The following is a 13,628-nucleotide window of genomic DNA, read 5'->3' on the forward strand; positions in this document are numbered from 1 at the left end:
ACTAGCAATCAACGCCTTTTCTCTATGAGAAAAGGCGTTTTTTCGCTCATAACCCCCCAGCTTTCTTCCACCCCAAATACTGCGTTACCAATTCAGCCCCCAACTCACCGGAGCGTGAATCGAGTATCTGAACTCCATGAGCACTCAACCGCTCATGAAGCTCGGCTCGTGTATTCAAATGATCCACCGTCCCGCAATAGGCCAATGCTTCAGGAAATGTTTGCACCGGCATCTGACGTAATGAGTCGAGTACTGCTTCGCGCAGGCTGGCGACCAACACTCGATGCTGCCGGCTCACTCGTTTGACAGCGGTCAGCAGTTCTTCATCATCTTCATCTCGAAGGTTGGTCACCAGCACCACCAACGCCCGACGTTTTTGCCGGGCTAAAAGCTGGTTGACGGCGGCCTGGTAGTCGGCAGGGCGTTGGCTGCTGTGGAGGTCGTACACCGTGTTGAGCAACACATTGAGCTGGCCCGTGCCTTTGACCGGCGCGAGATAACGCGATTGATCACTGGCAAACGTACTCAGGCCCACCGCGTCGCCCTGGCGTAGCGCAACGTAGCTGAGCAACAAGCAAGCATTCAGCGCGTGATCAAAATGCGACAGCTCATCATCCTGGCTGCGCATGCTCCGGCCGCAGTCGAGCATGAAGATTATCTGCTGGTCGCGCTCGTCTTCGTATTCACGGGCGATGGGTGTGCGATGGCGGGCGGTGGCTTTCCAGTCGATCTGGCGCAGGCTGTCGCCTTCGCGAAATTCGCGCAATTGATGGAATTCCTGGCCCTGGCCGCGTCGTTGAAGCTGGCGGACACCGAGCTGGCTGAGCCAGTTATCCACCGCCAGCAGCTGTCCGCCGTAGAGCCTTGCGAAGTCGGGGTAGACGCGGGTGTTATCGGTCACGTTCAGCAGGCGTTTGTCGGACCATAACCCCATTGGGCTCGGCAGGCTGATTTCGCAGTGCTCGAAGATGAAGTGACCGCGCTTGAGTGGTCGCAGGCGATAGCCGATCTGGCTACGTTGACCGGGTAGCAGTTCGACCGATAGCGGCGAGTTTTCGAAGCTCAACCCGTCGGGCACGTGGTCGAAAATTCGAATGTTCAGCGGCTGCGAGAAATCGTGCTCGACCTCCAGCCGCACTTCACCCCAGCGACCAAGCGCCAGACTACCGGGCGCTTGCCGTTGTACGCGCGGGGAGGGCAGGCGTTTGAGGCGCACGCCATCGAGCATCGCCAGGGCCAGCAGCGCCAGCAGCAGTCCCCAATTGATTGACTGCAGCGTTGCGGGCACCTCGACGTCCAGCGCCTGCAAGGCACCCAGCACAACGCCGACAGCCAGCAGGATTGCGAGCCAGATCAGCAGCAGCCGAGACGGTTTCATCGGCGCACGCCTTTCGTGTGAAAAGAGCTTTTTGTGGCGAGGGAGCTTGCTCCTGCTTGAGAGCACAGCAGTCGTAAAACAGGTGGGTGCGGTTTGCCTGACATTGCCCGTCGCCTGGTTTTGGGGCTGCTTCGCAACCCAGCGGGAGCAAGCTCCGTCGCCACGGGAGTGGTCTGCATGTTCACAGACGCGGCACCGGGATTTGGTCGAGCAGTTGCTGAAGGACTTGATCGACTTGCAGGCCTTCGATATCCAGCTCCGGGGCGAGGCGTACGCGATGGCGCAGCACGGCGAGTGCGCAGCCTTTGATGTCATCGGGAATCACGAACTCGCCACCGCGCAGCAAGGCGCGGGCGCGGGCGCAACGCACCAGTGCGATTGAGGCTCGTGGCCCGGCGCCGAGGGTCAGGCCCGGCCAGGTGCGGGTGCTGCGCGCCAGTCGCACGGCGTAATCGAGCACTTGATCATCGAGCGGCAAATCACTGGCGATGCGTTGCAGGGCTTGCACGTCCTTGGCCTGCAAGACGGTGCGCAGCGGTTGCACATCGAGCATGTCGGCGCGGGTCGAGCGGCTGACCTGACGCACCATGTTCAATTCCTGGTCGGCGTCCGGGTAGTCCATGCGCACCTTGAGCATGAAGCGGTCGAGTTCGGCTTCCGGCAGTGGGTAAGTACCTTCCTGTTCGATGGGGTTTTGCGTGGCGAGCACCATGAATGGTTGCGCAATCGGCAGTGCCTTGCCTTCCAGTGTCACCTGGCGCTCCTGCATCGCTTCGAGCAATGCGGCTTGTGTCTTTGCCGGGGCGCGGTTGATTTCATCGGCCAGCAAAAGATTGGTGAACAGGGGGCCTTTGCGCAATTTGAACTGCTCGGTTTTCAGGTCGTACACCGCGTGACCGGTGACGTCGCTGGGCATCAGGTCCGGGGTGAACTGGATGCGTGCGAACTCGCCGCCGAAGCAGCGGGCCAGGGCGCGCACCAGCAGGGTCTTGCCGAGGCCGGGCACGCCTTCGAGCAATACGTGACCGCCAGCAATCAGCGCGGTCAGCACGTCGTCGATCACGCTGTTCTGGCCGATCAGCGCTTTCTGCAATTCGCCGCGTACCGCTTGCGCGAGTTGGCTGGCGCGTTGACGTTGTTGGGCTGCGTGGCTGGGCGAGCCGGGTTCGATTTCACTCATAAAGCGTTCCTCAAGGTTTGCAGGTGGGCGACCTGGCGGCAGAACTCAGCGCTGGACAAGTGCTTTTTCGGCGCAGGGCTAAGAGCCTGGCTGATAGCACGGGTCGGTTGGCGGGTCAGGCGCGACAGCACCAGCCATTGTTCGGCGACATTCAGTTGCTCGAAACCGGGATGACGACGACGGGCGCGGCGCAGCACGTCTTGCTGCAACGCTTGCAACAATGTCTGCTGGCCGTTGTGGCGCAGGATGAAATCGGCACTGGCGCGCAGGTGTTCCATCAATTGCCTGCGGCTGCTGGGTGCGGGGGCCTGAACCGGGCCGTGGCGTACACCGACGTGCCACAGCCACAATCCGATCAGCGCGAACAGGGCGACAATGGCCTGCGGGAAATTGCGCCAAAGCAGGGTCGCAAGACCATCGTGCTCGGTGTTGAACAGCAGCGTCACGTCTGTATCGGCGGTCAAATACCACAGCAGCCAGGCGTTATCATGCTCGGCAATGGCCGGGGTTTTCCACAGTTCGGCATCGGTGACCACGGTGATTGAACCGAGGCCGTACGCCAGTTGCATCATGTGGGTGGCATTGGCGCTATTGGCCCAGGCCTGAGCGAGGTTTTCCGGGTCATGGAGATGAAACGCGGGATCGAACCCGGCGTAGGCGGGGGCGTCTTCGTCTTCCAGATAAAGCTTCGTCAGGTTCGGGTAGGGGTCTTCGCCTGTCGCGGCCGGGGGATCTTTCAGATCCTTGCTCATGAACTGCTGGAGTTGCACCCGATCGAGCAGCAAGTCGTTGCTCTGCGCGGTCTTTTCATCCCACAACGATTCGGCAACGAACACCAGGCGCCCGCCAGCGCGCGCCCAGTTCAGCACTTGATCGACCTGGCGCGGCGACATTTTCGAACGGTCGTTGAACAGCAGCAGCGTGTGTTGGCGCGGATCGATATCGGGCAACACGCTCAGGCTTTCGGCGTGAGCGACGTTGATGTTTTGGCCACGCAAAAACATCTCTGCTGCCAGATACGGATTGGCTTGCGCAGCAGGAGAAGGGCCATGATCAACCACCTCCTGATAGGGCTGCGCCTTCAGGTACAGATAAATGCTCAGTGCGCTCAACAAAGCGACAAGCAGTGCGCCGATCAACCACAGCGTGCGCCGGGTCAACGCGCCGCTCCCTGGCTGAACAAAGCACGCCAGCCGTCACACAATTCCTGTTGCAGATGCGCCGCCGGCACGCGATGCCCGTAGGCGATGTTCTGCCAGTGGACAGTGAGGTTGCGGCTATAGGCGAGCAGCTCGGGACGCTGCAATTGTTCAATCCGCGCCAGTACCTGGTTTTCGGTGTCGGCAGGTCCCAGCGTCAGGTCGAACTCGTGCAATAGGCGACTGAGCAAGGCCCGATACAGCAGCCCCAGCGCTGCGCGCGGCTCGGTTTGCCAAAGTTGTTCGGCGTGGCCGGCGATGTCATTGGGTAGACTTTCGCGGTGCAGATCGAGGCCGAAGGCTTGCTGTAGCAGCGGTCTTTTGATCGGCTCGGGCAGCCGGGGTCGCCGATTGACAAACGCTTGGACAAAGTCGCGATAGCGCCAGACCAGCCAACCCGTTAAGGCAATCACCGCGCCCCATAGCAGCACTTCGATAACGTTGGCCAAACCGTCGAGGCGGTGACCGTCGAGCCAGCCGAGCAGGGCTCTCAGCCATTGCGGTGCTTCGCCGTCTTTGCGCGCCCTGGCCGGGTTCGCAGGGTCTTCGCCGAAGCGGTAGCGGGTGACGGTTTCCCTGTTCTTGAACGGCGGTTGCTCAAGCACGGCCTTGATGCTGTCGTGGGAAGCCTGGCTGCTCAGAGGCTGATTCAGCAGGCGGGGTGCGTCCGGTGCAGTCGCAGGCGTATCAGCCCATGCCGAGGGCATGCCCGGCATCAACAGGCACACCACCAGCAACAGACCCAGTGCGTTGCTGTTCAGGCGTTGACGCAAGCGGCGGAACACCAATTCGATGTCCCACGCTTCGAGCACGGTGCGCCGGTTCAGATAAAGGCTGAAGCCGCAGGCGACATAAACCGGCTCCCACCCCACCAGAATCAGCGCATAAAAAGCGTTGGTCAGATGCTCCAGCCACAGCCAGTCGTGGTCGGCGGCGAGAACCAGGCTCTGCCAGTCCCAGTCGGTTTCGATCTGTTGTGGCAGGAGCATGTAGAACAGCACCATCATGCCGATCCAAAGCGCCGATTCCAGATGAACGCCGATCACCGTCAGCCACTGCGCGGCACCGGCATTGCGCTGCAGCAAGACCTGCAAACGTTGCTGGCGCGCGTCGCCCGCGAGGCCTTCCAGTTGCACAACAGGCAACAGAAAACTGCGGCTCAGGCTGAAGCGACGCCAGGTCAGGCTGGCCAGCAGTTGCGGCTTGAGCAGGCGTGGCCATTCGCGCAAGGCCTGTTTCAAGGTGGGTGTTTCGCCGAACAGCGCTTTGGAAAGAATGAACAGCGGCAGGCGCTCATACGCAGGCTTCAGCCACCAGAAAATGAACATCGCCAACGAGGGTGAATCCCACAGCAACACACTCAGAGCGGCGAACAGCGGCAGGGTGACGATGGCCCAACTGGTCATCAGCAAGCGCCGATGTTGTTGGCTCATGAGCACGCCCAGATCCATGGCTTCCCAGGTCGTGCGCGGACGTATCACGACGGTGGCGTCACTCAGGCGCATGGCGGGTTCTTCCGGCAAACAGCAGATACATCGCCATGCCGAACCACAGGCAGGCACCCACCAGGTATTTGGTCAGCGGCGTGACCGCGGTGCGCGACGACCAGTAGGCTTCGATGAAAGCGGCGATCAACAGGAACAACATTACCCCGCACACCAGCAACACGCTGCGGCGTGCCGCGTGCCTCAAGGCCTCGCCTCGCGTGAGGCGCCCGGGTGCGATCAACGCCCAACCGAGCTTCAAACCTGCGGCGCCGGCCAGGGCAATTGCAGTGAGTTCGAAGGCGCCGTGGCCGATTACAAACGACCAGAAGGTCTGGCCGAAACCGATTTCGCTCAGGTGCCCGGCCACCGCACCGATGATCAATCCGTTGTTGATCAGGAAAAACGCGCTGCCCACGCCTGCCAGCAAACCACCGGCAAAGGTCTGAAAAGCGATGCCGATGTTGTGCATGATGTAATAGCCGAACATCACCCAGTCTTCGCTGGCCGCGCGTTCGGCCGAACGCCCGAGATGGCCGGCGACCGGATCGTACATGCCTTGCATTTCGCGTACCTGATCGGCGGGGATCAGGTTGTAGATCAGCTCCGGGAACAGATAAACCAGCACGCCGAAACCGATCAGGCTGCCGAAGAACAGCAGCGCGGCGGCCAATACGAAACGCCACTCCTCACGCACCAGTCGCGGGAAACCGCCAAGGATGAACCCCGGCAGACTGGCGCCCAGTCGGTTGCGATTACGGTAGAGCTGTTGGTGGCCGCGCAGGACTTGCTGTTGCAATGAGTCGATCAGAAAACTGCTGTAGCCACGTTCCTGCGCCAATGCCAGATGCTGGCAGAGCCGGCGATAAGCCTTTGGAAAAGCGGCGACTTGCGTGGTGTCCTTGCCATGTTCGAGGCGTTCGAGGGCCAGCGCAAAACGCTCCCATTCGGCCTTGTGGCGGCTTTCGAAAAGGCTCTGCTTCATGTCGGGCCCAACAGGCCACGGGCGATGCCGTTCAGTTCGGCGACGGTGTTCGGTGCACTGATGCGAAGCGGCTGGGCGAGCAGGGCGGCGAGTTCACTGACCCGCGCCGGCGACAAATCTCCCTGACGTTCGGCAAATCCGAGCAGGGCGCGTTGTTCGCTCAATGTCAGCGGGATCGGCGCGCGCCGTGGTTCGGCCTCAGGCAATGACGGTCGGCTGAGTGGGCGTTCGCCGTACACCACCAACGTGCCTGCTGCGATATCGCCGAGTCGTTTGAAGGTCGGATGTTGCAGGCAGCTGATTGCGCCAAGGAAGTAGCCGAACGGCATCAAGTCAACGAAGCGCAGCAGATTGCGCAGCAGCGAGGCCGACCAGCCGACCGGTGTGCCATCATCGTGCACCACACGCAGGCCCATCCATTGTTTGCCCGGTGAGCGGCCCTGACGCAGCACTTCGAACAGCACCATGTACCACCAGCTCACCGCGAATATCAGCAACGAACCCAGGCCCATGCCGAGCTTGCCCAGTAGCGCCAGGGCAATAAACAGCACGCCGAGGATCAACCCGCGCAAACCCAGATCAATTGTGAAGGCCAAAGCGCGCACCATCAGCCCGGCCGGACGCAGCGGCAGGTCGATGCCTTCCGGCGTTTCGACCTGATGCCGCGTGTCCAGCGGTGCTTTCCTTGGCGGTGCTGTGGGTTCGAGCATGGGCTACCTGATGTTCGACTGTTCGGGATGCAAGTACGCCTGATGCTAGCAGCCTCTCGGGGGGGAACGACATCACTATGTATTGCCAGGATTAACCACAGTCAGTTGCATAGCCATTGTGGGAGCGAGCCTGCTCGCGAATGCGGTGGATCAGTTGGCGTAAATGTAACTGACAGAAAGCTTCGCGAGCAGGCTCGCTCCCACAAGGGAACTGCATTCCGGTTGTAGGAATCTGGAGGAATTGCTGTTCAAGGGCTGTGAGGCTGGCCGTGGTAACCCCCAAGCGCCTAGACTGCGCCGATCTTCAGCTCAGGGACCGCCCGTGACTTCCATCTTCTGGTACGACTACGAAACCACCGGCATCAATCCCCGCTGCGACCGCCCGTTGCAGGTAGCCGGGATTCGGACCGACCATGAACTCAACGAGATCGACGCGCCGGTTAACCTCTATTGCCAGCCCAGCGAAGACATCCTGCCGCACCCGGCGGCGTGTGCGATCACCGGCATCACCCCCGGCCAGCTCGCCGAAAAAGGCCTGAGCGAAGCCGATTTCATGACCCGGGTGCATGCGCAACTGTCCGCCCCCGGCACTTGTGGCGCTGGTTACAACACCTTGCGTTTCGACGATGAAATGACTCGCTACAGCCTGTATCGCAACTTTTTTGACCCCTATGCGCGGGAGTGGCAGGGCGGCAACAGCCGATGGGATCTGATCGATGTGGTGCGCGCCGCTTATGCCTTGCGCCCTGACGGTCTGGTCTGGCCGACCGATGACGAAGGTCGCGTGACGCTCAAACTCGAACGCCTGACCGCCGCCAACGGGATCGATCATGGGCATGCCCACGAAGCGTTGTCGGACGTGCGCGCCACCATCGCGCTGGCACGGCTCATTCGCGAGAAACAACCGAAGCTGTACGACTGGCTGTTTCAGTTGCGCAGCAAACAGAAAGTCATGGACCAGATTCGTCTGTTGCAACCGCTGGTGCACGTGTCCGGGCGTTTCTCGGCGGCGCGCAGTTATGTCGGCGTGGTCCTGCCGCTGGCCTGGCATCCACGCAATAAAAACGCGTTGATCGTCTGCGACCTGCACCTCGATCCGCAGGGTCTGCTGGACCTGGACGCCGAGACCCTGCGCCAGCGCCTCTACACCCGCCGCGAGCAATTGGCGGAGGGCGAATTGCCGGTGCCGCTCAAACTTGTCCACATCAATAAATGCCCGGTGGTTGCGCCGCTCTCAGTATTGCGTGCCGACGACCAGCAAAGACTTGGGCTGGATATGCCGCTGTTTCAGGCGCGGGCGTTGCGACTAAGTGACGCACAGGCAATCTGGAAAGATAAAGTCGCGGCGATTTATGCCAGCGAAGATTTCACGTCGAGCGAAGATCCCGAGCAGCAGTTGTACGACGGATTTATCGGTGACCGCGATCGTCGACTATGTGAGCAAGTTCGAACGGCAGACCCTGCGCAATTAGCGCAAGAGCAGTGGCCTTTCGATGATGAACGTTTGCCTGAATTGCTTTTTCGATATCGAGCACGCAACTTTTTTGACACGCTGGATGTGGCTGAACAAGAACGCTGGAAATTATTTTGTCAGCAGCGTTTGAGCAAACCCGAGGCCGGCGCGCCGAATACCGTCCAGTCGTTTATTGAGGCCGCTGAGCAATGGTCGATTAGTGCGACTCCAGTGCAGAGAGAGGTGCTCAATGATTGGCAAAATTATGTCCATGCATTACGCAAACGTTTGAATCTTTGAAATCGAACATGCCGGCAGACAATTTGCGGGCATAAAAAAACGCCAGCGCAGGCTGGCGTTTTTTTATCGCAAATCAATCCGCGATGGCGTTGCGACTTAGCCCAGCAGGGTAGCCCAGCCTTCAACCACGTCGCCGCCCCACTTGGCTTTCCACTCTTTCAGCGTCTTGTGGTTGCCACCTTTGGTTTCGATGACTTCACCGTTGTGCGGGTTTTTGTATTGTTTAACTTTGCGAGCACGCTTGGTGCCGGTAGTTTTGACTGCGCCGCCACGTGGAGCCTTGGATTTCGCTTCCGGGTCCAGCAGCGCGATGATGTCACGCAGCGACTTGGAGTATTCGCCCATCAGCGTGCGCAGTTTGCCTTCGAATTCCAGCTCGGTTTGCAGTTTGTCGTCTTGGGACAGGTTCTTCAAACGGGCTTGCAGCTCTTTGATGGCTTCTTCGGTGGCGCGGTATTCGTTGATCAAGGACATGAGTACTACCTTTTGTAGAATGCTGAATGGCAGGGGGACAGTGCCGCAATAATAGTCAGGCTGTTTCATCAAGTAAACATTTAGATGGGCTTTTTATTTAAATGAGTTTCAGGGTTTAGCCGTCGATTGAATATTCAGTTAAATAATGTGATGCAGTCATCACACATATTTACAGTGGCCCGGCAAACGCCTCGGTAAAGCGTCACGGGCTTGACGTAGCGTTGCGTCAGAAAGCCGTTCAGGAGAGCTTCCCTGCGGCTTATGCTCATCCGTACTGCAGTTTTTCCGCGCAGTCGTTAGAATGGCGGCCTTTGCGAAGTTCTGGAGTTTCCCCCTCATGCGCACTTTTCGGCTGGTGATATCTTGCCCGGACCGCGTTGGCATCGTTGCCAAAGTCAGTAATTTTCTGGCCTCTCATAACGGCTGGATCACCGAAGCGAGCCACCACTCTGACAATCAAGTGGGCTGGTTCTTCATGCGTCACGAAATTCGTGCCGATTCTTTGCCGTTCGGTATTGAAGAGTTGCGTGAGAAGTTCGCGCCGATCGCCGAAGAGTTCTCGATGGACTGGCGCATCACCGACACCGAGCAGAAAAAGCGCGTGGTGCTGATGGCCAGCCGCGAATCCCACTGCCTGGCCGACCTGCTGCACCGCTGGCACAGCGACGAACTGGACTGCGAAATCTCCTGCGTGATTTCCAACCACGACGACCTGCGCAGCATGGTCGAATGGCACGGCATTCCTTACTACCATGTGCCGGTCAACCCGCAAGACAAGCAGCCGGCGTTCGACGAAGTGTCGCGTCTGGTGAAACAGCATGACGCCGAAGTCGTGGTGCTGGCGCGTTACATGCAAATCCTGCCGCCAGACATGTGCCGTGAATACGCGCACAAAGTGATCAACATTCACCACAGCTTCCTGCCTTCGTTCGTCGGCGCCAAGCCGTATCACCAGGCGTCCCTGCGCGGTGTGAAGCTGATCGGCGCGACCTGCCATTACGTGACCGAAGAGCTGGATGCCGGCCCGATCATCGAGCAGGACGTGGTGCGCGTCAGCCACAGCGACAGCATCGAAGACATGGTGCGTTTCGGCCGCGATGTCGAGAAGATGGTGCTGGCCCGTGGCTTGCGTTATCACCTCGAAGATCGCGTGCTGGTGCACGGCAACAAGACTGTGGTGTTCTGATCAGCGATCGAACATATTTGGTTGAAATTCGAAGGGCCTGGGCGTTCAATCGCTCCAGGCCCTTCACCGTTCTGATCCGAGGAAAAGGCAATGAGCGATCCACTCGACAAAGCTACTTCCCATGCGCCAGCAACCCTGGGTGAGGGTTGCCTCAGTCGTTATGATCCGGATGACATGAGCCCTGAGGACGGCACCGAGTTTCCCGGCGCTGCCGAGTTGTGGGAGCAGTTGCAGGAAGAGCAGGGCAAACCTACGAAGCCTGTCTGACGTTCATCAATTTCTTCAACAACGGCTTCCCCAGCATCAACACAAACACCGGGCCGCCGACCAGCAGATAGAAGTAGTAAGTCACCACTCGCCAGATCAGGATCGCTGCCGCTGCGGTGGATTTACCCACCATCGGCGCGAGCAGGGCTGCCGAGGTCAATTCCGCCGCCCCGGCGCCGCCGGGCAACAGGCTGAACTGACCGGCGCCCAACGAGAGCATCTGCACCAGAAAACTCCAGGCCCACTGCAAGTCCGCCCCCAGTCCGCGCAACGCCAGATACAACACGCTGTAGCGCAACAGCCAATGCACGCAGGTCAGGGCGAATACCTGAACCAGCGTCTGCCAAGGCAACTTCAACGTATCGGTAAACGCTGCGAGAAAGTGCAACAACTTGCGCGCCCAGCGCCGGCGGGTGCGCGGCGTAACGTTCATCCCCGCCAACAGGCGACCGCTCAAGCGAATCAATGCGCGGTGATAACGTGCAATCAACACGCAACTGAACAAACCGCCGAACAGCGACACCGCGCTGACCGTCAAGAGCCACTCGAGGCGATCGCTCAGGTGCTGAAACAGCGCATAAATCAGAATCCCGCTCAGCGCGCAGAGGAAAAACAGCAGATCGCTGAGCTGATCCATGGCAAACACGGCGCTGCCTCTCGCCGGACGCACGCCACAGCGGGCCAACAAAGCCATGATGGTCAACGGCCCGCCGCTGCCGCCGGGAGTGGCGCAGTAAGCGAACTCGGCAGCCATTACCACGCCCAGGCTCTTCAACGGCGGGACCTTTTCACGCTGGTCCCCCAGCAGTAAACGCAGGCGCAGCGTATTGATGCCCCAGCACAGCAGGATCATGCCGAACATGATCAACAGCCAGCTCAGAGGGAAACTTCGCAGTCGGCCCCAGGTTTCGCCGCCACCAAGCACGACCGGAATCAGCACCGCCGCGAGCAGGCCAATGAGCAATAACAGGCTGCGCTTCATGCTGCGCATTCCAGTTGACCGCGCTGTCGGGCGAACCAGTCGATCTTGGTCATCGGCGCGCGTCCATCCGCCAGCAGGCGTTTGAGTGTCCGTAGCCAGTAGTCGCGTGAGAAGCGATGGCGCATGTCGACCGGATGCAGGCCCAGGCGAATCACCGGGGCCTCGCGCCAGCGCTGTTCACGCTGGTCGCTGACTATTTTCGATAAGCCTCGACGCCACGCACTGCGCGCGCTCCAGACCAGCCCCGGCGCATCCATGGCGCTGAAATCGGGCAAACGGTAAAGATGCTGCGGATCGCTGGTGTAGCTCAGCGGCAACTCGCGCAATGCCTGACGCGTGCCGTCGCTCATCAGCCAGGCCGGGGCGACGAAGCCGTGCACGGGCCATTCATAACGCTGGAAAATGTCGAGACCCGCGTGCAAGCGGGCGAGGGCAGCTTCGCGAGACAATCGATAGAACTCGCCTTCATGGGTGTAAACCCGGCGCATGAACCAGTCGCGCGGGCTGATCGGTGTGGATTCGCAGTCATCGTGGTAGTAACCGTGCAATGCCAGTTCGTCTCCACGAGCGACGCGCGCATCGAGCATTCGCCGAAATTCCGGGTGCGCGTCGAGGGCATCGTGGCGATGAAAATCCGGCACCACCAGCCATGTTATCGGCACATTGCCCAAGGCATCGACGGCCTCGACGAAGGGCTGGTAATCAGCCCAGGTCGAAGGCGCCACATCATGTAACACCAAGCACACCGCTTTCATGTTCTCAACCATTGGCCACCCGTGGCAGCGTGTGGCCGAGCACGGCGTGGTAGTGGCTGAGCAGGCTGTCGACGACTGTGTCCCAGGCGTAATGGCGTTCGACATGTTGACGCGCCTGTTGGCCGAGTCGTGCACAGCCGCGACTGAACAGTTCACGCACGGCGTTGGCCATGGCCTGCGGATTGTTCGGCGCGCAGAGCAGACCACACGAGTCATCGACGATTTCCTCAAACGCTCCGGCCGCCACCGCCACCACGGGAATCCCGCAGGCCATGGCTTCAAGGATGACCAGGCCGAAGGTTTCCTGATCGCCGGCATGCAGCAGCGCGTCGGCACTCGCCATCAGGCGCGCGACTTGCTGCGCAGGGCGGAATTCGTCGATCACGCTGACGTTGTCCGGCACCACGGCCGGCATCGACGAGCCGACCAGCAACAAGTGATAGCGCGGGCCGAGGCGCTGCATACACTTGAGCAGCACCGGCAGATTTTTTTCCTTGGAGCCGCGTCCGGCGAAGATCAGCAGACGCGCATCTTCGGCAATTCCCAATTCGGCACGCAGACCAGGATCGCGGGCGTCAGGGTGAAAGGTGTGCAAATCCACACCCAGCGGCTGTACATGGACATTGCGCACGCCAAGCCCGGTGAGCTTGTCGGCCATGACCTGGCTTGGGGCAAGTACCCGGTCGAAATTGCCGTAGAGGCGCGTGACGTAAGCCTCGACATTTGGCGTGACCCAGTGGCCCATGCGATTGCCGACCAGCAGCGGCAGGTCCGAATGATAAAAACCGATTACCGGCACATCCAGCTGCCGCCGTGCATCCAGCGCGGCCCACGCGGTGAGATAGGGATCGCCGACTTCGATCAGGTCGGGCTGCAAATCCTGCAGGACGTTTCGCCATGGCGCCAGGCGCAGCGGAAAACGATAGCCTTTCCCGAACGGCAGGGCGGGAGCGGGAACCGTGTAGACGCCGTCATGCTCACCCAGCCGCGCGCCGGGGATCAACAGGCTGTGGCGAATTCCGTTTCGGTCGCCAAGGCGACGGTGTTTGGCATCCAGATAAGTGCGCACGCCTCCGCTGGCCGGGGCGTAGAACATGGTGATGTCGGCGATATGCACGGTGAGCAACCCTCCGCTGTGTTGGTCTCCCTTGGTTGACCGTTATCCATAATAGATGTTCGGTCGGGATTGCGCGGTGGGTGTCAGGTCGATTTTGTGTTGTTTGAGGGGGCGCCTTCGCGAGCAAGCTCGCTCCCACAGGGATCTTTGGTGTTTAC

At 60.2% G+C, this 13,628-nt stretch carries 13 protein-coding genes; 3 read left to right on the forward strand and 10 right to left on the reverse strand.

Annotated features, from left to right (window positions below; translation table 11 throughout):
* Positions 1 to 46: 46 nt before the first annotated feature.
* The 6 genes from HU727_RS07380 to HU727_RS07405 all read right to left on the reverse strand — a co-directional run bounded on the left by HU727_RS07380 (position 47) and on the right by HU727_RS07405 (position 6,936).
* Positions 47 to 1,378 (reverse strand): DUF58 domain-containing protein, encoded by a 1,332-nt coding sequence (locus HU727_RS07380; protein ID WP_186530070.1) that lies wholly within the window; start codon positions 1,376 to 1,378, stop codon positions 47 to 49.
* A gap of 181 nt (positions 1,379 to 1,559) precedes the next feature.
* Positions 1,560 to 2,558, reverse strand: coding sequence for an AAA family ATPase (locus HU727_RS07385; protein WP_186530068.1), 999 nt, complete (start codon positions 2,556 to 2,558; stop codon positions 1,560 to 1,562).
* On the reverse strand, positions 2,555 to 3,718 hold the full coding sequence (locus tag HU727_RS07390) for a DUF4350 domain-containing protein (protein ID WP_186530066.1): 1,164 nt from the start codon (positions 3,716 to 3,718) through the stop codon (positions 2,555 to 2,557). Before HU727_RS07390 ends, HU727_RS07385 begins: the two co-directional genes overlap by 4 nt.
* The gene (locus HU727_RS07395; protein WP_186530064.1) at positions 3,715 to 5,262 is read right to left on the reverse strand and encodes a DUF4129 domain-containing protein; all 1,548 of its coding nucleotides are present in this window, start codon (positions 5,260 to 5,262) and stop codon (positions 3,715 to 3,717) included. Before HU727_RS07395 ends, HU727_RS07390 begins: the two co-directional genes overlap by 4 nt.
* Complete coding sequence (locus tag HU727_RS07400) at positions 5,249 to 6,226, reverse strand: stage II sporulation protein M (RefSeq protein WP_186530062.1); 978 nt, start codon at positions 6,224 to 6,226, stop codon at positions 5,249 to 5,251. Before HU727_RS07400 ends, HU727_RS07395 begins: the two co-directional genes overlap by 14 nt.
* Positions 6,223 to 6,936 (reverse strand): RDD family protein, encoded by a 714-nt coding sequence (locus HU727_RS07405; RefSeq protein ID WP_186530060.1) that lies wholly within the window; start codon positions 6,934 to 6,936, stop codon positions 6,223 to 6,225. Before HU727_RS07405 ends, HU727_RS07400 begins: the two co-directional genes overlap by 4 nt.
* Before the next feature lie 322 nt (positions 6,937 to 7,258).
* Between HU727_RS07405 and sbcB the strand changes: the two genes are divergently transcribed.
* Positions 7,259 to 8,689, forward strand: a complete 1,431-nt coding sequence (sbcB, locus tag HU727_RS07410; protein ID WP_186530058.1) for an exodeoxyribonuclease I — start codon at positions 7,259 to 7,261, stop codon at positions 8,687 to 8,689.
* Positions 8,690 to 8,785: 96 nt separating this feature from the next.
* Here the strand turns inward: sbcB and mvaT are convergent, their stop codons facing one another.
* On the reverse strand, positions 8,786 to 9,163 hold the full coding sequence (gene mvaT / locus HU727_RS07415) for a histone-like nucleoid-structuring protein MvaT (RefSeq protein ID WP_186530056.1): 378 nt from the start codon (positions 9,161 to 9,163) through the stop codon (positions 8,786 to 8,788).
* Positions 9,164 to 9,500: 337 nt separating this feature from the next.
* Between mvaT and purU the strand changes: the two genes are divergently transcribed.
* Positions 9,501 to 10,349, forward strand: coding sequence for a formyltetrahydrofolate deformylase (gene purU, locus HU727_RS07420; protein ID WP_016773477.1), 849 nt, complete (start codon positions 9,501 to 9,503; stop codon positions 10,347 to 10,349).
* A gap of 90 nt (positions 10,350 to 10,439) precedes the next feature.
* Complete coding sequence (locus tag HU727_RS07425; RefSeq protein ID WP_186530054.1) at positions 10,440 to 10,616, forward strand: hypothetical protein; 177 nt, start codon at positions 10,440 to 10,442, stop codon at positions 10,614 to 10,616.
* Here HU727_RS07425 and gpgF read toward each other — a convergent pair.
* From gpgF to gpgS, 3 genes are read right to left on the reverse strand one after another with little or no spacing between them, the layout of a single operon-like run.
* Positions 10,600 to 11,598, reverse strand: coding sequence for a glucosaminyl phosphatidylglycerol flippase (gene gpgF, locus HU727_RS07430; RefSeq protein ID WP_186530052.1), 999 nt, complete (start codon positions 11,596 to 11,598; stop codon positions 10,600 to 10,602). The two genes, HU727_RS07425 and gpgF, sit on opposite strands and share 17 nt — an antisense overlap.
* Positions 11,595 to 12,353 (reverse strand): N-acetylglucosaminyl phosphatidylglycerol deacetylase, encoded by a 759-nt coding sequence (gene gpgD / locus HU727_RS07435; RefSeq protein WP_225919810.1) that lies wholly within the window; start codon positions 12,351 to 12,353, stop codon positions 11,595 to 11,597. Before gpgD ends, gpgF begins: the two co-directional genes overlap by 4 nt.
* Positions 12,354 to 12,357: 4 nt before the next feature.
* Positions 12,358 to 13,470, reverse strand: coding sequence for an N-acetylglucosaminyl phosphatidylglycerol synthase (gpgS, locus tag HU727_RS07440; protein WP_186530048.1), 1,113 nt, complete (start codon positions 13,468 to 13,470; stop codon positions 12,358 to 12,360).
* Positions 13,471 to 13,628 lie beyond the last annotated feature (158 nt).

It is taken from the genome of Pseudomonas khorasanensis (assembly GCF_014268505.2).
GTDB classification, from domain to species: Bacteria; Pseudomonadota; Gammaproteobacteria; order Pseudomonadales; family Pseudomonadaceae; genus Aquipseudomonas; species Aquipseudomonas khorasanensis.

Excerpts from the sequence above, each read along its gene's own strand:
- HU727_RS07380 (WP_186530070.1), bottom strand. The coding sequence starts at position 1,378 with ATGAAACCGTCTCGGCTGCTGCTGATCTGGCTCGCAATCCTGCTGGCT.
- HU727_RS07385 (WP_186530068.1), bottom strand. The coding sequence starts at position 2,558 with ATGAGTGAAATCGAACCCGGCTCGCCCAGCCACGCAGCCCAACAACGT.
- HU727_RS07395 (WP_186530064.1), bottom strand. The coding sequence starts at position 5,262 with ATGCGCCTGAGTGACGCCACCGTCGTGATACGTCCGCGCACGACCTGG.
- HU727_RS07400 (WP_186530062.1), bottom strand. The coding sequence starts at position 6,226 with ATGAAGCAGAGCCTTTTCGAAAGCCGCCACAAGGCCGAATGGGAGCGT.
- HU727_RS07405 (WP_186530060.1), bottom strand. The coding sequence starts at position 6,936 with ATGCTCGAACCCACAGCACCGCCAAGGAAAGCACCGCTGGACACGCGG.
- mvaT (WP_186530056.1), bottom strand. The coding sequence starts at position 9,163 with ATGTCCTTGATCAACGAATACCGCGCCACCGAAGAAGCCATCAAAGAG.
- purU (WP_016773477.1), top strand. The coding sequence starts at position 9,501 with ATGCGCACTTTTCGGCTGGTGATATCTTGCCCGGACCGCGTTGGCATC.
- HU727_RS07425 (WP_186530054.1), top strand. The coding sequence starts at position 10,440 with ATGAGCGATCCACTCGACAAAGCTACTTCCCATGCGCCAGCAACCCTG.
- gpgF (WP_186530052.1), bottom strand. The coding sequence starts at position 11,598 with ATGAAGCGCAGCCTGTTATTGCTCATTGGCCTGCTCGCGGCGGTGCTG.
- gpgD (WP_225919810.1), bottom strand. The coding sequence starts at position 12,353 with ATGAAAGCGGTGTGCTTGGTGTTACATGATGTGGCGCCTTCGACCTGG.